General features: G+C 52.6%; 28 protein-coding genes and 2 tRNA genes. 11 read left to right on the top strand and 19 right to left on the bottom strand.

Features of this window, described 5'->3' with window-relative positions:
• Positions 1–36: 36 nt before the first annotated feature.
• A complete protein-coding gene (locus tag PYCH_RS08920) occupies positions 37–699 on the bottom strand; it encodes an HAD family hydrolase (protein ID WP_013906534.1) in 663 nt (220 codons plus the stop codon).
• Positions 700–719: 20 nt separating this feature from the next.
• Positions 720–797, bottom strand: a tRNA-Arg gene (locus PYCH_RS08915).
• A 48-nt stretch (positions 798–845) separates the two neighbouring features.
• On the opposite strand from PYCH_RS08915, the gene dcd reads away from it, so the two are divergent.
• Positions 846–1,316, top strand: a complete 471-nt coding sequence (gene dcd / locus PYCH_RS08910) for a dCTP deaminase (protein WP_013906533.1) — start codon at positions 846–848, stop codon at positions 1,314–1,316.
• Positions 1,317–1,321: 5 nt separating this feature from the next.
• On the opposite strand, the gene rpl12p is transcribed toward dcd, so the two are convergent.
• The 10 genes from rpl12p to PYCH_RS08860 all read right to left on the bottom strand — a co-directional run bounded on the left by rpl12p (position 1,322) and on the right by PYCH_RS08860 (position 7,467).
• Positions 1,322–1,648, bottom strand: coding sequence for a 50S ribosomal protein P1 (gene rpl12p, locus PYCH_RS08905; RefSeq protein ID WP_013906532.1), 327 nt, complete (start codon positions 1,646–1,648; stop codon positions 1,322–1,324).
• A gap of 44 nt (positions 1,649–1,692) precedes the next feature.
• Complete coding sequence (locus PYCH_RS08900) at positions 1,693–2,721, bottom strand: 50S ribosomal protein L10 (protein WP_013906531.1); 1,029 nt, start codon at positions 2,719–2,721, stop codon at positions 1,693–1,695.
• A 5-nt stretch (positions 2,722–2,726) separates the two neighbouring features.
• Complete coding sequence (locus PYCH_RS08895) at positions 2,727–3,377, bottom strand: 50S ribosomal protein L1 (RefSeq protein WP_013906530.1); 651 nt, start codon at positions 3,375–3,377, stop codon at positions 2,727–2,729.
• Between the two features lie 88 nt (positions 3,378–3,465).
• Complete coding sequence (locus tag PYCH_RS08890) at positions 3,466–3,960, bottom strand: 50S ribosomal protein L11 (RefSeq protein WP_013906529.1); 495 nt, start codon at positions 3,958–3,960, stop codon at positions 3,466–3,468.
• Positions 3,961–3,973: 13 nt separating this feature from the next.
• Complete coding sequence (locus PYCH_RS08885) at positions 3,974–4,429, bottom strand: transcription elongation factor Spt5 (RefSeq protein ID WP_013906528.1); 456 nt, start codon at positions 4,427–4,429, stop codon at positions 3,974–3,976.
• 15 nt (positions 4,430–4,444) lie between these two features.
• Entirely contained in the window at positions 4,445–4,630 is a 186-nt protein-coding gene (locus PYCH_RS08880; protein WP_013906527.1) for a protein translocase SEC61 complex subunit gamma, read from the bottom strand.
• Between the two features lie 49 nt (positions 4,631–4,679).
• On the bottom strand, positions 4,680–5,798 hold the full coding sequence (ftsZ, locus tag PYCH_RS08875; RefSeq protein ID WP_013906526.1) for a cell division protein FtsZ: 1,119 nt from the start codon (positions 5,796–5,798) through the stop codon (positions 4,680–4,682).
• Positions 5,799–5,864: 66 nt separating this feature from the next.
• Positions 5,865–6,287: a hypothetical protein gene (locus PYCH_RS08870; protein ID WP_013906525.1), complete on the bottom strand. Its 423-nt coding sequence runs from the start codon at positions 6,285–6,287 to the stop codon at positions 5,865–5,867.
• Between the two features lie 49 nt (positions 6,288–6,336).
• Entirely contained in the window at positions 6,337–6,603 is a 267-nt protein-coding gene (locus PYCH_RS08865; protein WP_013906524.1) for a hypothetical protein, read from the bottom strand.
• Between the two features lie 45 nt (positions 6,604–6,648).
• Positions 6,649–7,467, bottom strand: a complete 819-nt coding sequence (locus PYCH_RS08860; RefSeq protein ID WP_048058308.1) for a D-aminoacyl-tRNA deacylase — start codon at positions 7,465–7,467, stop codon at positions 6,649–6,651.
• 88 nt (positions 7,468–7,555) lie between these two features.
• On the opposite strand from PYCH_RS08860, the gene PYCH_RS08855 reads away from it, so the two are divergent.
• The 5 genes from PYCH_RS08855 (at position 7,556) to PYCH_RS10215 (ending at position 10,196) form a co-directional block, all read left to right on the top strand.
• Positions 7,556–8,254, top strand: a complete 699-nt coding sequence (locus tag PYCH_RS08855) for a nucleotidyltransferase domain-containing protein (protein ID WP_013906522.1) — start codon at positions 7,556–7,558, stop codon at positions 8,252–8,254.
• 44 nt (positions 8,255–8,298) lie between these two features.
• Positions 8,299–8,376 (top strand) — tRNA-Pro (locus PYCH_RS08850).
• Between the two features lie 73 nt (positions 8,377–8,449).
• A complete protein-coding gene (locus PYCH_RS08845; protein ID WP_013906521.1) occupies positions 8,450–9,073 on the top strand; it encodes a TIGR00296 family protein in 624 nt (207 codons plus the stop codon).
• A gap of 30 nt (positions 9,074–9,103) precedes the next feature.
• The gene (locus PYCH_RS10220; RefSeq protein ID WP_237698665.1) at positions 9,104–9,415 is read left to right on the top strand and encodes an AAA family ATPase; all 312 of its coding nucleotides are present in this window, start codon (positions 9,104–9,106) and stop codon (positions 9,413–9,415) included.
• 235 nt (positions 9,416–9,650) lie between these two features.
• The gene (locus tag PYCH_RS10215) at positions 9,651–10,196 is read left to right on the top strand and encodes an ATP-binding protein (RefSeq protein WP_237698664.1); all 546 of its coding nucleotides are present in this window, start codon (positions 9,651–9,653) and stop codon (positions 10,194–10,196) included.
• A gap of 167 nt (positions 10,197–10,363) precedes the next feature.
• Here the strand turns inward: PYCH_RS10215 and PYCH_RS08835 are convergent, their stop codons facing one another.
• On the bottom strand, positions 10,364–10,864 hold the full coding sequence (locus PYCH_RS08835) for a CDP-2,3-bis-(O-geranylgeranyl)-sn-glycerol synthase (RefSeq protein WP_013906519.1): 501 nt from the start codon (positions 10,862–10,864) through the stop codon (positions 10,364–10,366).
• Positions 10,861–13,086 carry a DHH family phosphoesterase gene (locus tag PYCH_RS08830; protein WP_013906518.1) on the bottom strand — a complete coding sequence of 742 codons (2,226 nt, stop codon included), beginning with the start codon at positions 13,084–13,086 and terminating at the stop codon, positions 10,861–10,863. Before PYCH_RS08830 ends, PYCH_RS08835 begins: the two co-directional genes overlap by 4 nt.
• Positions 13,087–13,263: 177 nt before the next feature.
• Between PYCH_RS08830 and PYCH_RS08825 the strand changes: the two genes are divergently transcribed.
• Together PYCH_RS08825 and PYCH_RS08820 are read left to right on the top strand one after the other, a co-directional pair.
• On the top strand, positions 13,264–13,548 hold the full coding sequence (locus tag PYCH_RS08825) for a hypothetical protein (RefSeq protein WP_013906517.1): 285 nt from the start codon (positions 13,264–13,266) through the stop codon (positions 13,546–13,548).
• Positions 13,509–13,847: a type II toxin-antitoxin system VapC family toxin gene (locus PYCH_RS08820; protein ID WP_013906516.1), complete on the top strand. Its 339-nt coding sequence runs from the start codon at positions 13,509–13,511 to the stop codon at positions 13,845–13,847. The genes PYCH_RS08825 and PYCH_RS08820 overlap by 40 nt, the downstream gene beginning before the upstream one ends.
• Here PYCH_RS08820 and PYCH_RS08815 read toward each other — a convergent pair.
• The 5 genes from PYCH_RS08815 to PYCH_RS08795 form a co-directional block, all read right to left on the bottom strand.
• Positions 13,844–14,839, bottom strand: a complete 996-nt coding sequence (locus PYCH_RS08815) for a TIGR01177 family methyltransferase (RefSeq protein WP_013906515.1) — start codon at positions 14,837–14,839, stop codon at positions 13,844–13,846. The genes PYCH_RS08820 and PYCH_RS08815 overlap by 4 nt on opposite strands.
• 31 nt (positions 14,840–14,870) lie before the next feature.
• A complete protein-coding gene (locus PYCH_RS08810) occupies positions 14,871–15,446 on the bottom strand; it encodes a TasA family protein (protein ID WP_013906514.1) in 576 nt (191 codons plus the stop codon).
• A 62-nt stretch (positions 15,447–15,508) separates the two neighbouring features.
• On the bottom strand, positions 15,509–16,513 hold the full coding sequence (locus tag PYCH_RS08805) for a DUF1616 domain-containing protein (protein WP_013906513.1): 1,005 nt from the start codon (positions 16,511–16,513) through the stop codon (positions 15,509–15,511).
• A 10-nt stretch (positions 16,514–16,523) separates the two neighbouring features.
• The gene (locus PYCH_RS08800; protein WP_013906512.1) at positions 16,524–16,766 is read right to left on the bottom strand and encodes a hypothetical protein; all 243 of its coding nucleotides are present in this window, start codon (positions 16,764–16,766) and stop codon (positions 16,524–16,526) included.
• Positions 16,757–17,497, bottom strand: coding sequence for a hypothetical protein (locus tag PYCH_RS08795; protein WP_048058307.1), 741 nt, complete (start codon positions 17,495–17,497; stop codon positions 16,757–16,759). Before PYCH_RS08795 ends, PYCH_RS08800 begins: the two co-directional genes overlap by 10 nt.
• A gap of 60 nt (positions 17,498–17,557) precedes the next feature.
• Between PYCH_RS08795 and PYCH_RS08790 the strand changes: the two genes are divergently transcribed.
• The 3 genes from PYCH_RS08790 to PYCH_RS08780 all read left to right on the top strand — a co-directional run bounded on the left by PYCH_RS08790 (position 17,558) and on the right by PYCH_RS08780 (position 21,173).
• Entirely contained in the window at positions 17,558–19,225 is a 1,668-nt protein-coding gene (locus PYCH_RS08790) for an Ig-like domain repeat protein (protein WP_148236236.1), read from the top strand.
• A gap of 71 nt (positions 19,226–19,296) precedes the next feature.
• Entirely contained in the window at positions 19,297–20,292 is a 996-nt protein-coding gene (locus PYCH_RS08785; RefSeq protein WP_158306797.1) for a DUF4350 domain-containing protein, read from the top strand.
• A complete protein-coding gene (locus PYCH_RS08780) occupies positions 20,250–21,173 on the top strand; it encodes an AAA family ATPase (RefSeq protein WP_013906508.1) in 924 nt (307 codons plus the stop codon). Before PYCH_RS08785 ends, PYCH_RS08780 begins: the two co-directional genes overlap by 43 nt.
• Position 21,174: the final 1 nt, after the last annotated feature.

Below are 21,174 nucleotides of genomic sequence, written 5' to 3'. Positions count from 1 at the left end.
CCAGAAGGGTTTTGCCTGTGTAAAATATATACTTTTTCATGGAGGAGAAACGTTCCTGATAACGTCAAAAATGCTCCAGAGGTCATGGATGACGTGGAGGTGAGGTATCCGGGCAAGTATCTCCTCGGTAACGAAGCGGGCCGTGATTGGGAAGTAGAACCAGACGTATTCGGTTTTCTCGTCCCCAATACCGATGAACCGCCAGGGCTTGTCGTCCACCCACACGAAGGTCTCATCTCCGTATTTTTCTCTCACGAACCAGAAGGCTTCGCAGATGGTCATCTCACGGCCGAAGATTATAACGTCGTCGAATAGCTCATAGAGGCCGCTCTGCTTCAGCCGGTACTCTTTCATACCTGGAATGAAGTCCTCGGCCGAGAAGGAGATGACCACGTGTCCCTCCTCCCTGAGCCGCTTGAGAACCTCTGAGGCACCCTCTATAGGCCTGGTCAGCTTTGCCCTCTCCTCGAACCACGTTTTGGCAAACCTCCCTTTGAAGATGTTGGGGACCCCAATCCTTCCCCTGTGGATCCCGAACTGGGGTCTCTCGAAGTGCATCTCAACCCTCGTTAGGAACCTCGCCACCAACCGCTTCCCCGGCAGCCAGGGATAGTGCCTTCGGAGGGCCCTTTCGAAGGCTTCCTCAATACCTGAGTAGCTATCCACCAGCGTTCCGTCGAAATCAAAGGCCACTATCATGGGATCCACCTCAAAGAATGTGGCGGGCCCGGCGGGATTTGAACCCGCGACCTCCGGCTCCGAAGGCCGGCGTTCTATCCTGGCTAAACTACGGGCCCCTGGGAAGAGCTTTAAGGGGAGCGATAATAAAGCTTGCGGTGGTTCCGATGTTGCTCCCGGATTGGAAGATAAGGAAGGAAATACTGATCGAGCCCTTCAGTGAAGAATCTTTACAGCCCGCCGGCTACGACCTGAGGGTTGGAAGGGAAGCCTTCGTCGAGGGGAAGTTCATCGACGTTGAGCGGGAAGGGGTCTTTACGATACCGCCTGGAAAGCACGCCCTCATTCTGACGCTCGAGAGGATAAAACTCCCCGATGACGTCATGGGAGACATAAGGATAAGGAGCAGCCTGGCCCGAGAAGGTGTACTTGGTTCCTTCGCTTGGGTTGACCCTGGATGGGATGGAAACTTGACGTTAATGCTCTTTAATGCCTCTCAAGAGCATATTGAGCTCGTTTACGGAGAAAGATTTGCCCAGATTGCCTTCATAAGACTTGAAGGACCCGCAGAAAGACCGTACCGCGGGAACTATCAGGGTAGTAAAAATATTGTCCTCTCGAAGAGAAGAAGAAAATAGGGGCCTCAGCCGAAGAGCGCGCTGAGGCCAGCGAGAGCCTCTTCTTCAGAGGCCTCCTCTTCCTTCTCCTCCTCTTCCTCCTTCTTCTCCTCCTCGGCACCGGCCGCTTCACCCGCTGTGGGAGCGGCGGCTGGGGCCGCGGCCACTGCGACCGGCATGGCGGCCTTCTCGATGACCTCGTCGATGTTCACACCCTCGAGTGCTGCCACGAGGGCCTTTATCCTGGCCTCATCGGGGGTGATACCAGCGGCCTCGAGGACGGCCTTCAGGTTCTCCTCGTTTATCTCCTTCCCAGCCGTGTGGAGGAGCAGAGCAGCATACACGTACTCCATCCCATACACCTCCCAATCAGCTTTAAGTAATCTATCCGCGTGATTCATCCGAACAGAGCACTCAGTCCCGCGAGGGCCTCCTCCTCGGAAGCTTCTTCTTCCTTCTCTTCCTCAACCTTCTCCTCCTTCTTCTCCTCGGGCTGAGGCCGGGCCGCGACTGCAGCTGCAGCTTGGGCCTGAGCGTTTAAAAGCTCTTTGGTCCTCTCATCAAGCAGGTCCTCGGGTAAGTTCTGGGCTATGAGCAGGACGGCGCGGATGGCCCTGCCGAATATCTCCTCCGCGGTTTCCTTGGTTATGTAGCCAGCCTCGACGGCGACGGCCTTGGCGTTGAGGAAGGCCTTCTGGATTATCGCGTCGATGGTCTGCTTGGTCGGATACGCTACGTTCACGGACAGGTTGAAGGCGTGCATGTAGGCCTGCTGTAGCATGTTGATGTACTCTTCCTCGTCGATGGCGAGGACATCCGGCGTGTATACTATGCCATCCTCGTAGACGGCGAGCAGATCGAGACCTACCTCGAGAGGCTCTATGCCGAGGGCGTTGAGTATGTTGGCGAGCTCGGGCGTTATGACTTCACCTGCCTTTAGGACGACGGTGTCCTTCTGTATCGTTACCTTACCTCTCTCTATTCTCGCCGGTATTCCCATGGCCTGCATCTGGCCCACGAGGGGGCCTGGTGAAAGTGGAGTGGGTCCCGCGGGAATTACTATGTCCTTAGGTGCTACAGCTCCGGGCTTCGCCGGTGCGGGCTGTCTGTTCTGCTGGAGGAACTTGTAGAGCTTGAATGGGTTCATTTCGGTGACGAGGATTCCGGCCCCGCCCTCTATGTAGTTTATAAGCTTCTCCAGCTCTGGCTTTCCAAGTTCCTGAGCGGCCTTCTTTATGGCGAGCTCTATGAGGGTGTTCTTGGAGACCCTGAGGAGCCCCTTGTTTTCCCTGATGAGCCTTCTCATCTGGGAGAGCGGGTAAGCGGGCATGCTGGAGACGTCTACAAGGGCGATGACAGGATAGCTCTTGATGAGGTTGGCGAGCTCCTCAACTTCCTTCTTCTTCCACTCGGCGACGTGGGCCATCTACCTCACCTCTCTATCTTGACGGCAGGCCCCATTGTGGTCTTGACGTACACTGACTTCACTTGGTTTTCGCCGCGCTCGAGCTTGCCTATTATGGCGTTGAGGACGGTCTCGATGTTCTCGGCGAGCTCCTCGTCACTCATCTTCTCAGTGCCCACGGGAGCGTGGACGACGGGGTTGTTCTTGAGCTGTATCCTAACGGTCTTCTTGAGCTTCTCAACTATGGGCTCGATATTTGTCATCGTGGGTGGCACAACGACGGGCATCTTGTTTCTGGGGCCGAGGTACTTACCGAGGTATCTACCTATCTTTGGCATCAGTGGGGCCTCTGCGATGAAGAAGTCGTATTTCTTCGCGATCTTTCTGGCCTGTCTCGGACTCTGAGCTATCTCCTCCAGCTCGGCACCGCTAATAACATCCAGCCCGAGCCTCCTCGCCGCATCGGCAACGGCACCATCACCGATGACCGCAATCTTAACGTCCTTCCCGCGACCGTGGGGTAGCACGACCTCAAGCTTAAATCTGTTTTCCGGTTTTCGAAGGTCTATATCCTTGAGGTTCACTGCCACCTCGACGGTCTGTGTGAAGTTACGCGGCTTGGCCCGGGCCTTAGCCTCCTTCACCGCTTCCACGATTTTCTGTCTGTCGAAGGCCATTTGCAGCCCTCCCTTCTTTTTCTTTTAAAAGGGTCGATTTAATTAAAAATCAGGAGGGGGTAAAAGGGGCCACTTTTAAACTTTTCCCTCACTCCTTCTCGGCCTTCTCAAAGAGCTCGTCGTAAACCCCTTCGTCTATTTCCCTCTGGACCTCCCTTGGGTCCTTGCCCTCAACGGTGACTCCCATGCTGAGGGCCGTTCCGATGACCTCTTTGGCGGCGGCCTTGAGAGTTAGTGCAAGCATCTGGGCCTTCTTCATCTTAGCTATCTTTATCACCTGCTCCATGGTAAGGTTTCCGACTATGTTGTGCCTGGGCTCGCCCGAGCCCTTCTCGAGGCCGAGCTCCTTCTTGATGAGCTGGCTCGTGGGTGGGACTCCGACCTCTATTTCAAACTCCTTCGTGACTGGGTCGACGATTATCTTGACGGGCACCTGCATTCCTGCGAAGTCCTTAGTGGCCTCGTTTATCTTGTCAACGACGAGTTTGACGTTAAGGCCGAGGGGTCCTATGGCTGGGCCGAGGGGAGGACCGGGAGTGGCTTTTCCTCCCTCGACAAGCACCTCAACTACTTGCTTTGCCATCTTCACTCACCCCTCACTCCTTTTGACGTTTGCTTATAAGCCTAACGTATTCGCCCCTGACGGTAACGGGGATGGGAACTATGGCACCTATGAGCTCCACGACTATTTCATCCTTGCCTTCATCCACCCTGACAACTTTGGCCTTCTCGCCCTTGAAGGGTCCGGAGATTAGCTCGACGATGTCTCCTGGCTCTAATCCACTGACGGCTGGCTTCTCCTCGAGGAAGTGCTCTATCTCCTTGAAAGGAATGTCCTTGGGCAGGACGCCCCTTGCGTGTCGTATCCCTCTTATGGCCTCGTCAACGGCACTCTTATGAGGAGCCTCGACGAATATGTATCCCTTGACCTTGGAGGGAGCTAGGATGGCATAGAGGGGCAGGTTATAGGTTCTAGCCTTGCTGTATATCAGCCTCGCGGTGTTCTCCTCCTGCCCCTGCGTTACGCGAACGGCGAAGATTTTTCCTGCCACCTCGCTCCCCCCACTTCACTGCCCAAGTGCGAGAATCCCTATTATTCTTATTAGCATTCCGATAATACCTATTAGGAGGATGCCTAGGCCGGTTATCTTCGCGGCCATCTTATACTCCTTCCAGCTGGGCTTCTTCGTTACCAGGAACACCCTTTTGGACTCTTTTAGGAACTCTCTAACCCTGTCCAGCGAGACCGCCATAGCTTAACCCCCATGGCTTCGGTGTGTCAAAAAAGTTTGGTTTAGGTTATCAGAGCTCGGCGAGGTCCAGCTTTATAACCTTTTTCTCCCCTTCTTCAGGTAGCTCGGGTTCCTCTTCGGCAACTGCATACGGCGAGGTGACCCCCGTGACTATGACCATAACACGAATGGTCTTCTCAAGCTCGGGCTCGAGCTGTATTCCCCAGATGACTTGAGCCTCTGGATCAAGCTTGCTGGTGACGAGCTCGATTATCTGCTGGGCCTCTTCGAGCCTGACGTCGGCGCCACTTATGCTTATGAGGGCCCCCCTGGCACCGCTTATGTCGACATCCAGAAGCGGGCTGTTCAAAGCTTGTTGGGCGGCCTCCAGAGCGCGCTTCTCGCTGTCGCTCTCTCCAATGCCTATCATTGCCACACCGCCGTCCTTCATGACGGCCCTAACGTCGTTGAAGTCGAGGTTGACAAGACCTGGCTTGGTGATGAGCTCCGTAATCCCTTTCACGGCCTGGACAAGTATCTCGTCCGCAACTTTAAAGGCCATGTGGATGGGCAGGTTTGGAGCCACCTCCATGAGCTTGTCGTTTGGGATGACGATAACGGTGTCCGTGTTCTTCCTAAGCTTTTCGAGGCCGTACTCGGCGTTTTTAATCCTTCTTATCCCTTCAACTGTGAAGGGAAGTGTTACTACGGCGACAGTAAGGGCACCCATTTTCTTGGCGATTTCAGCTATAACTGGGGCGGCACCCGTTCCCGTTCCCCCACCAAGACCGCAGGTTATGAAGACCATGTCCGCCCCTTCGAGTGCATCCCTAATCTCCCTCTCACTCTCCTTGGCGGCTTCTTCACCTATCTTGGGATTGTTTCCAGCACCAAGGCCGCGGGTAAGCTCCTTACCTATGAGTATCTTCTGGTGGGCTCTCACCTTGAGGAGGTCCTGGGCATCGGTGTTCACGGCTATTATCTTGGCCCCCTGAACGCCTACCTCCATCATTCTATTGACCGTGTTACAGCCAGCTCCTCCGACTCCAACCACGTATATCTTCGCCTGGATCTGCTCCAATATCTTTTTAAGCTCTTCTTCGATGTCGGATTGTGGAGCTTGAACCTCGGGAACCCTATTGTTCTCCGCGGAGGTCCGTTCAACGACGTTTTCAACAAGCTTCAGCATTACTCAACCCTCCTAGTGGCGGATGACATTCTGAGTAGGGATTTGGAGGGAGGACGTATATAAATTTCACCCCTCTTCTTTCCTAACCGCTATCCTTGGGACGGGAATTGGGTAGGGAATCTTCATTTCCTTGGCTATGGCTATGAGAAGTGGCATGAGTTCCACTGTAGTGAAGTTTACCACTTCGGTGAAAAGCTCGGGGGGAATCTTTTTCTCACTTTCCCACATGTCAAGTATCTCGTCGACTTTGTCCCTGTCCCTGGGCAGGTAGAATACCATGAGCTTTACGCGCCCGGTGGCGATATTGGGAGAATATTGAACTTCGTAATTGAGGGCTACTTCAATTCCGTTTACCTTCCCGTTGGGGAAAATCATCTCCCCCAGGCGCATGTCCTCAATCTTGGGATTCAGGGACACCTCCACCCTGCCAATTACGGCTCCTTTCTTCTCATACTCGACTTTTAGCACGTTAATCCCAAGCACTGGCACAGTCGTTCACCCCCACTAAACTCCCGGCCCTCCTATAAAAACCTTGGCACTACCTGGAATGCTTTCTGATCTTGATGTCCCTAAGCACTTCCTCCTTGCCCTTTTTGGCATCTTCTAGATAGATGTCGTGAATGTCTTCCAGGATGTACGTCAACTTTTCAATGATGTCCTTTCCGGTGTTCCAAGGCGTGGCATACCTAAACTCAAGGAGCTCAGCGAGTTCATCGGAAGTAAACTCCTCGATAATGTTCGTTGGGCATCCTTTAGCTACTAGAATGCGCCCTTTTTTGAAAACGAGAAAGACTTCGTCCGTCATGGTTCATCAAAGTATATTGGACATCGTGGCTAATTAACTTTGTGCTCAGTCTTTTATGAATTCCAGTCCAAGCTCCTCGGTGAGGCTTCTAGCTAGTTGCCTCGTCTCGCCTCTACTTCCCTTCCAGTCCACGTATATGGCCTCAACAGGCTCGGCCGTCCTCTCTATGGCCCTTAATAGCATTTCCTTCGGGACGGGCTGAGCGTACTTGGGCAGTATGTGGCCGAAAGCAAGCTCGGTTTCGAGAGCCCTCTTTGTCTGCTTGGGTGCGTAGTGGCCTCCACCTATGCCAATGGCGACCTTGAATTTTTTCTTGTCGTAGTTTTCAAGGATGTGCATTATCGTCTCGGCGATTATCTCGCCGGCCCTCTCGTTGATCCACTCCTCTTCACTGGAGCCGATTTCTATGAACAGGCTTGGAACCTCGAGCTCGCTCGGCCCGTGGTGTGTTGCCTCGTAGCACACGGTCCAGCCTAAATCGTTGAGTTCGTTCATTTTGAGGAGGGCTAGCTTCATAGCTCCCGGAATTGCTATTGCAAGGTGTCCGTCCTTCCCTCCATAAAGGGCCTTTCCCCAATTACCCGTCACGTGGGTCGTCAAGGCCGGCAATTTCTTCTCGCTTGAGTGCCTTGAGGCGAAGACAATCACTTCGGGTTTTAGGCCAAGCTGATTTTCAATGGCCCTATCGAGGCCGTCGTAGTAAATCATCTCGTCATTGGTCGTCAGGATGAGGGTATCGCCCTTTTCGTAAACCGGGTTCCCGTCAAAGCTCTTCTCCGTCTCCTTAAAGCCGAAGCCCTCAATTAGATGCCTCCTGATGTTCATCGAGGCTAGATCGATCTTCGTTGTCATGATAACCTTCATGGCACCACCCGGGCCCATTGGGCTGGACTGCTAATAAGGTTTTCCCGAACCCGAAAGGGTATTAACTTCCCCTCCTAACCCCTTCCATATGCCACGCGAGAAGGTCGTGAGAGTCTGGGACGAGAGGGAAGTCATTTATCCGCCGAAGCGCTGGCGCTACCTTTGGGAGAAGAGGGAGAAGGCCCTGAAGATAATGGAGCTCCTCAAGGACTTCGACCCTCACGTCTACGGGAGCGTTGCGAGAGGGGACGTTAGGAAGGGCAGCGACATAGACATAGTAATCCCCTACAGGGTGTCGAGCTACCTCATAGAGCTGGCCCTTGGAGACTTAGTGGAGAGGAGGCGCATAGTAATGGCAACCCCCTGGCACCTCATAAAGGGCCACATAGAGATAGACGAGGAGACGACGGTGACTTTCTTCCTCGTTGACCCCACGGACAGGGAGCTGGAGTTCTACAGGTGGGGCGGCATGCTCGACCTCTGGGGCGTTAAAACCAAGCAGAGGGTCCCGGGTGTGAACAAGAAGCTCATCTTGATAATCCCGACGGAGAGGGGCCACATAGAGAGGGAAGTCGTCGGCAGAGAATCTGAGGTTGCCAAGATACTCGGCGTGAGCGTTGACATCGTGGAGGAGCGTGTGAAGGTCCTGACGAGGCGGGACAGGATAGGAAGGACTGGGATATACCTTGACGAGGAAGTTCCGGACTGGAAGAGCTTTGAAGAATTTCTGAAGGAGCTGGCCGACAGGGATCCCAATATAAGGAGAAGGGTCAGGGAAAGCATTTGAGCGTAAGGTTTATAATGGGGATGGCCGTGATGATGGGCGGGAGCGGGGCCGTGGGGTAGCTTGGCCTATCCTTCCGGCTTCGGGAGCCGGGGACCCGGGTTCAAATCCCGGCGGCCCCACCACAGTGAATTTACGTTTCTGCGACTGCCCGCAACATCTTTAACCTCTTCCTCCAACAGTTCTCCGGTGAGCTCAATGTATCGGATAAAGGACGAGTGGGGCGAGTTCCTCGTCAGGCTCGCGAGGAGGGCCATCGAAGAATACCTGAAAACGGGTAGGGAGATAGAGCCACCAGAGGATACTCCACCTGAACTTTGGAAGAAAATGGGAGTCTTCGTAACCCTAAATAGACATAACGTCCCGCCGCAGATGGCGCTAAGGGGATGCATAGGGTTTCCCCTACCCCTATATCCGCTCGTCAAGGCCACGATAAAAGCCGCAATATACGCGGCCGTCGATGACCCCAGATTTCCCCCCGTTAGGTTGGAGGAGATGGATGCAATCACGGTTGAGGTCAGCGTTTTAACACCTCCAGAGCTTATTGAGGGTCCCCCTGAGGAGAGGCCGAAGAAAATAAAGGTGGGCAGGGACGGCCTCATAGTGGAGAAGGGCATATATTCGGGCCTATTACTTCCGCAGGTGCCCATCGAGTGGGGCTGGGACGAGGAAGAGTTCTTAGCGGAGACCTGCTGGAAAGCTGGCCTTCCTCCCGACTGCTGGCTCGACGAGGACACAAAGGTTTACCGCTTCACTGCCGAGATTTTCGAGGAAGAGTATCCACGGGGTCCTGTGAAGAGAAGGTCATTGGTCTCTCCATAGAACAATCTTTTTAAGTTCTATGTGCAGAACATGATTGACAGGGCTATGTGGGAGGAGGTTTTGGCAGATTATCTTGAGCTTAGGGTCGACTACATAAGACGAGAAATTAACTATTCAGTTCCTTCGGTGAGCAGGGCGCTGGCGGTGATAGGACCCAGACGGGCTGGGAAGACTTACTTTCTTTTCCAGATCTGGGACGATGTTGACCCTGATAGAGAAAGGAGCTTCTACGTGAATTTTGAAGACCCTCGCCTCATTGGTGCCGATGCAAGGGACTTGATGGAGATGCTCCGTGTTTACTACTCCATAAAATACCGAGAGAAAGATTACCGTTTTTCTTGATGAGGTCAGACCGTTGATGGCTGGGAGCGCTTCGTCCGCTATCTTCTCGACAGAGGTGATACGGTAATTATCACAGGTTCTTCATCTAAAGTTATTATCTAAGGTATTAAGGAAATATCGACGGTTCTTAGGGGGAGAAGCGTTCCGCTAACGGTATATCCATTCTCCTTCCCAGAAATTCTTCGAGCTAGGGGAATCATGCCTAAAAAGGTACTCTCTTGCGAAGAAAGGAGCAATGCTTGGTCTTCTAAGGGAGTATTTGGAATGGGGAGGTTATCCTGAAGTCGTCCTCGAACAAAGGCTGAGAAGGAATATACTTAAGGAGATACTCGATGCAACCATTTATAGGGACGTCGTTGAGAGGTGGAAGGTTTCAAACCTCAAGGCGTTCCGCCTTCTTCTTCACTTTCTTGCAAAGTCGAGTCACACCTCCGCAACAAAGCTACACAAGACTATGAAAAGCCTTGGTATAGATGCGGGAAAGGGGACGATAATAAATTATGTCGAGTACCTTAGCGATGCCATGATTCTGTTCCCCCTCAGGGCGTTTGAAAAGTCCGAGAAAAAGAAGGAGCTCCTTGGCTTCAAGCCCTACTTCGTCGACACGGGTCTGCTAACTGTTCAAGGGGTTAGTGATATGGGCAGACTCCTTGAGAATCTTGTCTTTGTGGAGCTTCTTAAGAGGGGATTTGAACCTAACGGGGATTTCTTCTATTACAGGACGCTTAGCGGAAGAGAGGTCGATTTCTTAATACCTGGAAAAAAGAGCTCATTCAGGTAACTTGGAACTTAACGGAAGAGAACGGAGAGCGTGAGATCAACACTTTAGTGGAAGCCTCTGGAGAGCTGGGAATAGAAAAGTTAACAGTTATCACCTGGGGTTTGAGAAAAGAGCTTGAGCTCGAGGGAAGAAGGATAAGGATTCTTCCCGTGGAGGAGTGGGTTTAGCTACCAGGGGACATCTTTCCACCCCATTTTGTATGCGAAGACGTTGGCCGCCCAGTGGATTACCGGTGTGATGGCAAGGAGGAAAAGAACCTGTCCAGTCGGGATTGTCTTAACGGGGTACGCGAAGATTAGGGCCGTTATTAGAAAGCCCCACTGGTCGAGACCGACCGCAGGATAGCCCCTTGGCATGTTTAACCGTCTTTTTATGAAGCTTCCGATTAAATCGCCTACAAGGGCTCCAAGCGCCAGAAGAAAAGACAATTTGATTGCCAGTTTGAGGGAGCCGTAGTAGTATGGCCTCAAAAAATACTGGATTATACCTATCAGCGTTCCTGCTGTTAGGCCGCCGAAGAATCCCCTCCATGTCTTTCCGTCGCCGAATATTCTTCTTCCGTCCACGAAGTTCCTGCCGAAGTCTATTGGAGCCCCACCGCCGAAGATGACCGGGGAGGAGTTGGCTAAGTATGCGGGGAGGATGTACCAGAGGGCATCGAGGATCATTGGGCAACCCTCTTCAGCTTGAGCACCTCTTTCGCGAGGGCCTCGAGGACCTCTTTACGCTTACCCTCGAAGAACTTTATGGAGCCAGCATAGCTGTGGCCGCCTCCCTCGACGCCCGCGTCCGGAAGGCGCTCCTGAAGGACCTTGACTATGGCGTTTAGGTCGAAGCCATACAGGGCCATACCGTCGGATGCCCTGACGACGGCAAAGTCAGGTCCGTAGGCGAGGGTTAGAATTGGGCTGTCTTCACCGTACTGGTCCTTGAAGTGGTCATGTATGAGGCCGGACAGCTTGCCGGGGCTCGGGTAGTCGAATTTCGGGGCGTAGAGCTCGACGTCTATCGTGTTGAACCTTATCCCGTTCGGAAGGACGACGCTCTTGACGTGCGGGAGAACCGCCCTCAGGACGCGCTCCTGCTTCTCTTTGACTTCTGGGTATATGCCGTTCACGAGCTTCCTATGCCTTTCGAGATTGCCCGTGATGAGGAGTATCTCCTCGATTATTCCGCGGCCGTCCATGAACTTCCAGAAGTAGGCCTCGTGGTCTATCACCTCGGATATCCTCTTCAGGTCCTCCTCGTCAAGGCCCTTTTCCTTCGCGTACTTTAGGTACTGGTAGAACTCTGGGGCTTTACTCCTGTCTCCGGTCCCAGCTATGGCTGGAAGGTGCTTTATCTTGTCTTCAACGGCAGGATTCACGTAGCGAGCCACCTCCGTAGCCAGCATCCCTGCTGTGAGCTCGTAGTAGCCGCGCTTGACGTGGTGCGGATTCACGTGGACATCTATGTATTCGTCTACTGCAGCCCTGTCATTGCTTATCCAGTCCCGGGGGTCGTGGTGGTCTATGACGACAATCTGCACCCCATAGGCTTTCAGTCTCTTGTATGCAGGTATGTCCTCGCTCGTTCCCCCGTTGTCAACGATAACTATTAGGGGAAGCTCGTCGCCGAACCGCATGTGGTCCTCCATCATGAAGATTATGTCCTTGAGCACATCCTCAAGCTCGTAGAAGGGGGCCCTGCTCGGTCTCCTCTTGAATAGGTGCCACCTGGCGTCTGGATCGGGTGCCACGCTCTCTATGAGCGGGACTATTGCAGTTTCAAGGGCTACCCCTGCGGTGTAACCATCAGTGTCCGCGTGATGCCTCAGGAGTATGGGCCTTCCCTCGAATATAGCTCTCCTAATCATGAAGGCAGCCTTCATAATCTTGGGCTTGAGTTTCTCTAAAACCTCGCTCTGGACGAGGAAGCCGATATCTTCAGGCTGGGCCTTCCTGTCGAGTTCCTCTTCAATCTTCCTCTTGACTTCCGCGGCCTCTGGCCCCCAGAGTCTCGCCATGTCTATGACTTCTATCTGGATCTTGCCCGCATGGAAGGAGACCTTTCCTATGACCTCGGCTATGTCTCCCACGTTTATGTTAGGATAGGCCCTCACTCCTGGCGCTTCAAAGGCGGCCGCCCAAGTTATGCCCGTTCCATCTGTTAGAGTGAAGACCGTTGGACCGCCGGTCACCTGTATTTGTGTAACCTTGCCCCTTATCTTAACGGTCTTGCCGGCCATTCCCTCGTTGAGCTGGCTGATTTCAGTGACTGGGAGTTCTTTCTTGACATGGACTTCTCTGTATTTCGTCAGCGGGGCCTCCAAGAAGTCTATCTCCCTCTTGTCGGGCCTCACGTCGAGGACCTGGACGATTATCTCCTGGCCCGGGACGTACTCCCTCTTGCCTAGGAGGTCCTTCTTCTTTATCAGGCCGAGGACGTGCTTGTTAAGCCTTACGAAGACGCCGAACCTCTCCACCCTGTCGATTATGCCCTTGTAGTAGCTCCCTATCTCGACGTCCTCGTAGTCGCAAGCGTTGTCCAGGACGTAGACCACCTTGAACTTCCTCTCGCACTCAGGACAAACCCATGTCGTCTCCATGCCCGGCTCCCAGGGCTCTTTTACGCGGCCACAGATGTCACACGCAAGAACCTTACCCGTCCCACCGCATGTGGGGCAGGTATCGTAAACTGGGACGACTCCCTTGCCGTGGCATTCTGGACAAGGTATCTCGTCGACTTGCTCGTCCACACCGAAGTGTTCGAGGTTGCGGTAGCCCTTCAAGTGCTCCGAGAGCTTGAAGTCAGCGGGAACGTACCCCCAGCCGCCACACACTTCGCACTCCTTCTCGCCCACCTTGATTTTGCCCGCCCCGTCGCATTCAGGGCAATCCTTGACTGCCATGAGCTCACCTCCCCACCATACTCACGCTACACCTGATGGGATGGGGCAAATATTTTAATCTTTCCCGATTCGGGTACTGGGGCCATGGGTAGGTGATGAGCCCTTGCGGCCTTGACATCAGGTAAAAGAAAAAACACTTAAATGTGTGGGCACACAGTAAATATGTGGGTGTGTGTCATGCCAAACATAACGCTGTCGATTCCGGAGGATGTGTACGAGAGGATGAAGAGGTACAAGGAGATTAAGTGGAGCGAGGTTGCGAGGAGGGCGATAGTGGAGTATTTAGAAATGTTGGAAGAAAGTAAGCTTGAAGAATCAAGTGAGGAGTTTCTTGAGGAATTTGGGAAAGAGTTCCTAAAAGAGCTTGAAAGCATACCTGACGAGAAGGCTGAGGAATACTATAAAAAGATGAGGGGGGCGGAATGGAGGCGTTTAGCAAGCTTTACGACACGAACGTCCTGATAGAGGCTAAGAAGAAAGGAAAGCTCCTGTTGGAAGGTTGCACGACGGTGATAAACCTTGTTGAGTATCCTAAGGGGGCCTTGCTCGGCCTCAAAGTTCTGTATCCCTCGAAGAAAGAATACAAACTTGCGTTCAGAATTTCAGAAGAGTTGATGAAGAGGGGCACCCCGATTCCTAGGGTTGATATTATCGTTGCGGCAGTTGCTATTAGAAGGGGTCTTGTTTTGGTCACGAAAGATAGACACTTTGAATACATCAAGGAAGTTGTTCCAGAGCTAAAACTTGAGCTCGTTGATTAGGTCTTCATCACGTAGAAGTACCGGGCTAGGGAGGAGTGAACCCTCTGGTAAAACCTCTCGATAACCTTAAATCCAATGTCCTCGGCGGCGCTCACGGCATCGAAGTCCGCGGGAAAGGCTATCGCGAGGTAACCTTCTAGAACTTCGGCCATGCTCTCAAGGGCTCTCCTGTAGAGTTCGTCCCTGGCCATGGGAAGGGTCGTTGAGGAGCCATAGGGAGGATCGGTTGCTATGGCCTCGAAGGTCTTGTCTGGGAATAGCTCTTTGAGCTTTGTTGCGTCCCCAACCTTCAGGACGTGATCCTTTATACCATAGTGCTCTAGGTTAATTTTGGCCCCCTCGACCATGTCGGGCCTTATGTCCACCCCGTAGACCTTTAGCCCCATGAGACCCGCCTCTATAAGCATTCCACCGGTCCCCATGAAGGGGTCGAGCAGTTCTCTTTTGGCCCTGCTAAGGTTCACCATCGCCCTGGCGAGTCTCGGCGGGAGGGCTATGGGCCTCGAGAAAGGCCGCCTGTCCGCCTTTCTCGTGTCGAACTCCTTTCCCTTGAAGAGCCGGGCCCTAACGCCAAGCCAGAGACTTTCACCGCAGTAGACTCTGACTGTGGTGTCGGGTTTTGAGAGGTTCACGCTAAGCCCCTGCCCGTGTATTATCGCTCCAAGCTTTCTTTCGATTCCTTCGACATCGTGACGGCAGTTGATCATGATTTCCCTGCGGACGGCGAAGGTGCCCTTTATCAGGGCAGGCCATTCTATCTCTCTGGCCTTCGAGAGGAGTTCCTCAACGTCCCCGGCCGAGAATAGCAGGAGGCCGTATTCGTGGGCCATTCCGAGCCTCTCCAGAAAGGGAAAGAGGGAGGAGCTACCTTTAAGGGCAAGGAGGAGGTAGTCCCTCCCGACTATCTGGCCCTCTCCGGCGATTTCGAGGAGGGCCTTTACTTCTGCCCTTGCCATGTCGGGTAGGAGGCCTAACAGCTCCACGTAGAGCATGTTGGATGGTGGGTTGGCCTGCTTATAAGCGCTACTGCTCGGCTATCAGCTTTATGTCCACATTAACGCTGTCCGTCTGGCACTCATTCCCCGCGTTCTCGTCCAACTTTACTTTTATGATGACCTTTAGTATCTCCTCTTCTTCCAGCCTGCCTGAGAATATGGTTATTGGCCTTCCCCTGATTTCGGCGAGTGTCTTGCCTTCGACTTCTGGGAGTCTGGTGTTTCCGGCGAGGAAGCTGGTTATCCTAAGGTGTTTGCTCAGCTCTCCAACGTCGGGTGTGTTGTCTACTTCCTTCTCGGCTGGTGACATCTTATTCTCGATGTCCTGCACGGTTATGTTCATGATTATTCTGGACACGGGGATGTCTCCCTGGTTCTTCACGTAGAAGGTTATTGTAGTTTCGTCTCCGGGCTTTAGTGCCTTCACCGTGAAGAGCCTTAGGTCGTCGTAGAACCTTTCACCGCTCTTGCTTATCTTGATGTTGAATTCTCCCGTGGAGATGGTGTTGCCCTCTGACTTTGCTACATCCCTGAAGGTTGCCGTTCCCCAAGAGGCCGCAAGAATGATAGTCAGCACCACCATTAAGACTAACGACTTTTTCATTTTTACCCCTCCAGGAACTTTCTACTATAAGTAGTCGTAGGGGTTTAAAAAATTTTCGTAATTCAGCCAAGTTCCTTGACATTGACGTTAAGTTTCAGGCTTTGTATCGTTCCGTTTATTGCCTCGAGGATTCTCCAGGATTCCGTTTGGGCGCAGTTTTCACCTTTGAGGCACTCCATTGGGATCGCGGGTTCTCTATCCTTAAACAGCAGGAACCAGACTTGCCATTTCCCTGGCCTATTTATAGAAAATGTGTAGTTAGTTTCGAATTGAGGAGTCCAGTTGCCTTCGATGTTGACTGGGACATTGGGAAGGGTCACGTTAAATCGGTGCATGAGGTACATTTCGTGGATGAACGTTTGGTTGGTCGTGAAATTGTAGGTCAGGTTGACGAGCCATATCTCGACGTAGTAGGTGACGTTGCGGTGCTCGTGGTTCACTATGCCAATTATAACCGTACCGTTCTCCCCGACGAATAGTTCGGTGGGGTAGTCGGCCGCTTTGCCTTTTGGTCCAAGGATGTAAAATTCTGTGAATGCTTCTCCAGGTTTGGGATTGGTTATTACGTAGGAGAGGACGCCGAAGGAGGCTATTATCGCTCCGATTAAGATTACCGTTAAGGCCTTGTCCAGCTTACTTGCCTCCTCCCATTCGAGCTCCCTTTTGATGTCCTCGATGGTTATCCAAGGTATCCATGGGTTTATGGCGTTCTTTCTCCTGTGTATCGCTATGAGGGCGAAGGTGACGTTGAATATGGTCAGGCTGACTAGTATCGGGGTTAGACGTATTCCCCAGGGCGTGTAATTCAGGGCTAGTCCTATGAGGGGGACGAGGGCTATGCTGAGGCCGAAGCTGAGGGCCAGCCGCTCTAGGTTGTCGAGCTCCTTTTTCTCGGGGAATAGGGCCGTCACGAAGACGTAGCCCGGGAAGAAAAGCACGAAGGATAGGCCGAGGGCTTTTCTGAGGAGACTCTCGGGGGCTAAGACTATGATCAGGTCGAGGAGGAGCGATAGGCCGATTATCGTCAGCAGGTCCCAATAGCTCTTCCAGCCTTCTGGCTTTCCCATAGCTACTCCCTCACCCGGCGAGCACGTCGTAGACTTTCTTCATGACTATGAGGGCGAATATCACAAGGAGTAACTCGATGAGGGGCTTTAAGCTTTCCTTCTGCTCCTTAGAGAGGAAGAGGCTTCCGACCTCGAGGGTTATCAGGAGGCCTATGAGGGTTAGGGTGAGGAAGACGTCTACGGTCTTGGCTGTTAGGGTAGACGTTAACGTCCAGATTGCTAGGAAGAGCACTATGTAGTCCTCTACATCCATTTTTCTATCCCTCCGAGCTTTCTGGCCATGATCTCGATGCCGTAGTCCTTTTTTTCGATTGCCCCAACGGTTATCACGTTTCCGGTGGCCTTGGTGAGGCCTAGGAGGATGGAAGAGCATATTGGACAGGCCACTTTCGTGCAGGCTTCTGAGAAGTGGCATTGTTGGGGTTGGATTATGATCTTTATGGTTTCTTCCCCTTCCTCTATGTACACCCTGTCCGCTAAGCCAAGTGTCTTCAGCACGGCTCCTGCTGCCCCTTCAAGTTCTGCTATACTCGTCACTGGGCCTTCAAGGTGCTCCTCGAACTTCTCCAAGAGTTCAGCACCGGGCGGCTTCAGGAGAAGGCCCATTTGTTTCTCCGTGGGGACGTTCGTGACGAAGGGTTCATCCTCAGAGAGCCTTGCTGGATCAAGGTCAAAATCCTCTCTAAGCGGAACGAAGAGGCCTCCCTTGGGCAAGTTCCCGTAGGGAGGAAGATAAACTGCGTTTCCCTCAAGCGAGAGCCCCCTCAGAAGGTTTGTCATCGTCTCATGGTATCCTGAGAGGAGGAGGGATGCGGTTTCGGCTTTCACTAGGTTGGAGGGCTTTATGGTAGCTACGACGAGCCCCAGTATGACGGCCGCCAAGCCAAGGTTCTCCCATCTAACCTCGGCCTTCAGAAAGCCTGTCACGGTAAGGACGAGGCCAAAAGCTATTAGTATTCCCGAGATTATGTCTTTTCTCTTCACATTTCCTCCCGCCCCAGATAGACCAACAACCTTAAAAGGTTTGTCCGGATGGCACATATGATGAGGCGAATCGTCCCGTTCCTCCTCATCTTGGTAGCCTTTTCGGGAGTTTCCGAGGCACTCGATGAGGGTCTGAAGGACTATTTCGGTGAGATGCTGGTTCGAGTAGATGGTGTTCTCGCGGCGCTTGCCGAAGGGGAGGATGCTCTCCCCCTAGCCCTTAATCTCAGCATGATTGCCAACGCCACTTACCGGGAGGTGTATCTCTATGGGGGAAGCCCTGACGCTATGGAACTCGCTGGAAGGTTCGTTGACTTGTCCGATGAGCTTTTGGAACTGTCTTTCGCAGTTAGGGGGATGAAGGAGGCCGTGGATGCGGGGGATTATGTGAGGGCGAGGGCATACTTGGAGGTCGCGAGGGCGAGTCTTGGAAGACTTTTCGTCCTTTTGAGAGCCCTTCCCCTTAATACGAGCGAGGTTCTTGACACGGTGGGAAGATTGTCCGCTTTCTTGGATAAGTATGAATCAATCATGAGGGCTAAGATGGAGGTCTCGGAGTTCAGGGTGTTTATTTATCCTCAGGAACCTGTGGTTTTCCAGAACGTTACCATTATAGTTTACGCGGAGGGTCTCAAGGACGTTCAGCTTTTTGTCGACGGTGGCGAGGTGGAAGCGTTTCCTAAGGGTGGGGTCTTGAATATCAATTACGCTTTCCAAGAGCCTGGCGTTCATGAAATCTTTTGCACGGCCGTGAACGGTAGTAAAACGGTGAGGTCCAATACTCTCTATGTTAACGTCTCGAGGCTCGGGACCTACTTTCTAATCTCGGGAGCGACGGATTCTCAGGTTTTAGGGTTCTTGATGGACGAGCTTAACAGGCCTGTCCAGGGTGCTCCCGTGTACTTGATTGCCCCAGGAGAGAATAAATCCACGGTAACTGGGGATGATGGTTCTTTCTCCTTCCAGTTTGAGGGTCTTCAAAGGGCAATGGACGTTATTCTTATCTTTCCGGGGAACGAAATATATGAGCCCACCTCGGCAAATGTGACGGTTTATCCGGCCAAGCTTTGGCTCCCCCTATCGATATCTGCTCCGGAGTCTGTGCACGTTGGAGAGAGCTTTCGGGTCATAATAACGGTAAATGCCTCTGGTTCTTACCCCATAACCCTCTATGTGAATGACGAGCCTTATGAGAGCGTGTTTGTGAATGGAAGGGCTGAGATATTCGTTACGCCAAGGGTTCCGGGTCAGCTTAAGCTTTATGCCATTTTCAGGGGGAACGATGCTTATATGCCGAGCACTTCGAACACGGTAATCGTGGCAGTATCACCGATAAACTATGCCTCACGAATTGGCATTGTTTTAGTGGCCCTATTTGTCATTCTGCTCGCTAGGCGGCTTTTGAGGGGTAGGGATCTGCCAGGAGAGGTGGAGGTTGGAGGGAAGGTTGAGCAGTCGAGCTGGGAAGTGTCCCCTGAAAATGTTCCAGTCATTCTCCGGGTTTACAGAGTTGTCTACTCCTTTCTAATCAGAATGGGCGCTCTCCCGAGGTCTACGACACCGAGAGAACTCCTCGATATGTTTAGGGGGGCTTCTTTCTTCGATGATCTAAGTGTCTTAACGAGGCTCCACGAGCTGTACTTCTACGCTAAGAGGAGAGTGTCTGAGTCGGGAGTCTTTAGAAAAGCGGCTCGTGTCATAGTGGCTTCGTTGGGTGGTGAGTTATGAATAGGGCTTTTTATGTCATTCTGCTAATTATTGGGGTTGGCTTTCTTTTGATGCCTGCTTCGATTCCTGTGATGAAGAGTTCCGCCGATTACAGTTATCTCAACACTGGGCCTAGGGGTGCGTCAAGCTTTGCTAAGCTTCTCTATTCGAGGGGGGAAATAGTCCCAGTTCTCACGACTTATGATTCAATTGGTCTTGGTCAGGAATCTGGTGTTCTCGTGGTTATTGGCCCTAATGTGCCCTTTACGCCTGCGGAGGTAGGGGAGTTGAGGGCGTTCTTGGAGGGAGGTGGTGTTGTAATACTTGCGGCGGATGATTTTCGGATAATCCGCGATCTCTTTACGGAGCTCGGAATTGAGAGTAGCATATCGAGGGCTCAGATAATTAGTCCCGTCTGCCTTGGGAACTCCACGAGGCCACTCGCCGTTTGGGTGGCTCCTGAGCTTGCTGCGGGTGTTGATTTCGTTGTCACGGAGAGGCCGAGGGCGGTTTTTGGGGGCACGCCAATACTCATGACGTCAAATGCTTCCCTTCTTGGCAACTCCTTCGGTTCTTATGCTGTGGGGGCTGTGTTTGAATATGGGGAGGGTCGCTTATATCTCTTCTCAGACCCGGACATCTTCTCAAACGCCCTCTTCCCTTATAATCGTCGCTTCATTGAGAACTTCCTTGAATCATTGCCGGAGAAGAGGTTTATGGCTGATGAGGCTCACCATGCCGACTTTAATCCTTACTCCACTGGCACGTACCTAGTCAGGAGGGTCGTAAGAAGGGAGTATATCCTTCACTATGTGCTTTTCGTTGGCCTCTTGTATGTGTTTATCGAGAGCGGCGCGTGGGTTGTCATACTTGAAAAGGTGCTTGCGCTCATCTTCAGGATTCTCGATAAGTTCTTTGGTGAGGAGGATGGGAAAGACATAATAAGGATTCTTGCCGAGAAGGGGCTGGATGAGGATGTGCTGAGAAGGATAGTGAGGGAGATAGAAACAGGTTCGAGGCTAAAGTCGGAGCTGGGGGGTAAGGGATGGATGGTAAGGAGTTCATCGAGCATCTCAAGGCTGAGATAAGGAAGATGGTGGTTGGAAAGGAGGATGCGATAGAGCTACTTACGATAGCATTGCTGACGGAGGGCCATGTGCTCTTGGAGGGAATCCCCGGAGTTGCAAAGACGACGCTCGCCAATGCCTTCGCTAGGGCTATCGGTCTAAGCTTCTCCAGGATACAGCTAACGCCGGACCTTATGCCCGCTGACATACTCGGGACCTTCTACTTCGACGGAGGCGAGTGGAAGTTCAGGAAAGGACCAATATTTGCTAACGTTGTCTTGGCGGATGAAATAAATAGGGCTCAGCCTAAGACGCAGAGTGCTTTGCTGGAGGCTATGCAGGAGAGGCAGGTGACGATAGAGGGCAGGACTTTCGAGCTTCCAAGGCCCTTCCTTGTCATAGCGACGATGAATCCCTTGGAACATGAGGGTGTGTATCCACTGCCCGAAGCTCAACTTGACAGGTTCATGCTGAAGGTTGAGATGGGTTATCCACCAAGGGATGAGGAAATGGAGATGTTGAGGAGGAAGAGCAAGGGCGAGTTCAGGGATGTTGAGCCTATCCTCTCAAGGGAGGAGCTCGTGAAGGTTATGGAGGCTGTTAAGGGTGTGAATGTTGGGGATGAAATCATCGGCTACATCCACGATATACTTGTGGCCACGAGGAACGATGAAAGGGTGCTCTTTGGGGCATCGCCTAGGGCTGGTGAGCATCTGCTCTACGCCGCTAAGGCGAGGGCCTTCCTTGATGGTAGGGATTATGTAGTGCCTGACGACGTTAAGGGTGTTGCCGAGGCCGTTCTCTCGCATAGGATAATTCTCAAGGCCGAGTACGAGCTCGAGGGCATTACGGTGAAGGACATTGTAAGGGATGTTCTCAAGGAAACTCCCGTGCCGGTGTGAG

It is taken from the genome of Pyrococcus yayanosii CH1 (genome assembly GCF_000215995.1).
GTDB lineage: Archaea > Methanobacteriota_B > Thermococci > Thermococcales > Thermococcaceae > Pyrococcus > Pyrococcus yayanosii.
The sequence above is the reverse complement of the archived record's forward strand: the minus strand, read 5'-3'. Positions and strand labels throughout refer to the sequence as shown.

Excerpts from the sequence above, each read along its gene's own strand:
- PYCH_RS08830 (WP_013906518.1), bottom strand. The coding sequence starts at position 13,086 with ATGGCAGTCAAGGATTGCCCTGAATGCGACGGGGCGGGCAAAATCAAG.
- PYCH_RS08790 (WP_148236236.1), top strand. The coding sequence starts at position 17,558 with ATGAGGCGAATCGTCCCGTTCCTCCTCATCTTGGTAGCCTTTTCGGGA.
- PYCH_RS08815 (WP_013906515.1), bottom strand. The coding sequence starts at position 14,839 with ATGCTCTACGTGGAGCTGTTAGGCCTCCTACCCGACATGGCAAGGGCA.
- PYCH_RS08780 (WP_013906508.1), top strand. The coding sequence starts at position 20,250 with ATGGATGGTAAGGAGTTCATCGAGCATCTCAAGGCTGAGATAAGGAAG.
- PYCH_RS08880 (WP_013906527.1), bottom strand. The coding sequence starts at position 4,630 with ATGGCGGTCTCGCTGGACAGGGTTAGAGAGTTCCTAAAAGAGTCCAAA.
- PYCH_RS08800 (WP_013906512.1), bottom strand. The coding sequence starts at position 16,766 with ATGGATGTAGAGGACTACATAGTGCTCTTCCTAGCAATCTGGACGTTA.
- PYCH_RS08895 (WP_013906530.1), bottom strand. The coding sequence starts at position 3,377 with ATGGCCTTCGACAGACAGAAAATCGTGGAAGCGGTGAAGGAGGCTAAG.
- PYCH_RS08920 (WP_013906534.1), bottom strand. The coding sequence starts at position 699 with ATGATAGTGGCCTTTGATTTCGACGGAACGCTGGTGGATAGCTACTCA.
- PYCH_RS08810 (WP_013906514.1), bottom strand. The coding sequence starts at position 15,446 with ATGAAAAAGTCGTTAGTCTTAATGGTGGTGCTGACTATCATTCTTGCG.
- PYCH_RS08845 (WP_013906521.1), top strand. The coding sequence starts at position 8,450 with ATGTATCGGATAAAGGACGAGTGGGGCGAGTTCCTCGTCAGGCTCGCG.
- PYCH_RS08890 (WP_013906529.1), bottom strand. The coding sequence starts at position 3,960 with ATGGCAAAGCAAGTAGTTGAGGTGCTTGTCGAGGGAGGAAAAGCCACT.
- rpl12p (WP_013906532.1), bottom strand. The coding sequence starts at position 1,648 with ATGGAGTACGTGTATGCTGCTCTGCTCCTCCACACGGCTGGGAAGGAG.
- PYCH_RS08860 (WP_048058308.1), bottom strand. The coding sequence starts at position 7,467 with ATGAAGGTTATCATGACAACGAAGATCGATCTAGCCTCGATGAACATC.
- PYCH_RS10220 (WP_237698665.1), top strand. The coding sequence starts at position 9,104 with ATGATTGACAGGGCTATGTGGGAGGAGGTTTTGGCAGATTATCTTGAG.
- PYCH_RS08820 (WP_013906516.1), top strand. The coding sequence starts at position 13,509 with ATGGAGGCGTTTAGCAAGCTTTACGACACGAACGTCCTGATAGAGGCT.
- PYCH_RS08825 (WP_013906517.1), top strand. The coding sequence starts at position 13,264 with ATGCCAAACATAACGCTGTCGATTCCGGAGGATGTGTACGAGAGGATG.
- PYCH_RS08855 (WP_013906522.1), top strand. The coding sequence starts at position 7,556 with ATGCCACGCGAGAAGGTCGTGAGAGTCTGGGACGAGAGGGAAGTCATT.
- ftsZ (WP_013906526.1), bottom strand. The coding sequence starts at position 5,798 with ATGCTGAAGCTTGTTGAAAACGTCGTTGAACGGACCTCCGCGGAGAAC.
- PYCH_RS10215 (WP_237698664.1), top strand. The coding sequence starts at position 9,651 with ATGCTTGGTCTTCTAAGGGAGTATTTGGAATGGGGAGGTTATCCTGAA.
- PYCH_RS08900 (WP_013906531.1), bottom strand. The coding sequence starts at position 2,721 with ATGGCCCACGTCGCCGAGTGGAAGAAGAAGGAAGTTGAGGAGCTCGCC.
- dcd (WP_013906533.1), top strand. The coding sequence starts at position 846 with ATGTTGCTCCCGGATTGGAAGATAAGGAAGGAAATACTGATCGAGCCC.
- PYCH_RS08835 (WP_013906519.1), bottom strand. The coding sequence starts at position 10,864 with ATGATCCTCGATGCCCTCTGGTACATCCTCCCCGCATACTTAGCCAAC.
- PYCH_RS08785 (WP_158306797.1), top strand. The coding sequence starts at position 19,297 with ATGAAGAGTTCCGCCGATTACAGTTATCTCAACACTGGGCCTAGGGGT.
- PYCH_RS08805 (WP_013906513.1), bottom strand. The coding sequence starts at position 16,513 with ATGGGAAAGCCAGAAGGCTGGAAGAGCTATTGGGACCTGCTGACGATA.
- PYCH_RS08865 (WP_013906524.1), bottom strand. The coding sequence starts at position 6,603 with ATGACGGACGAAGTCTTTCTCGTTTTCAAAAAAGGGCGCATTCTAGTA.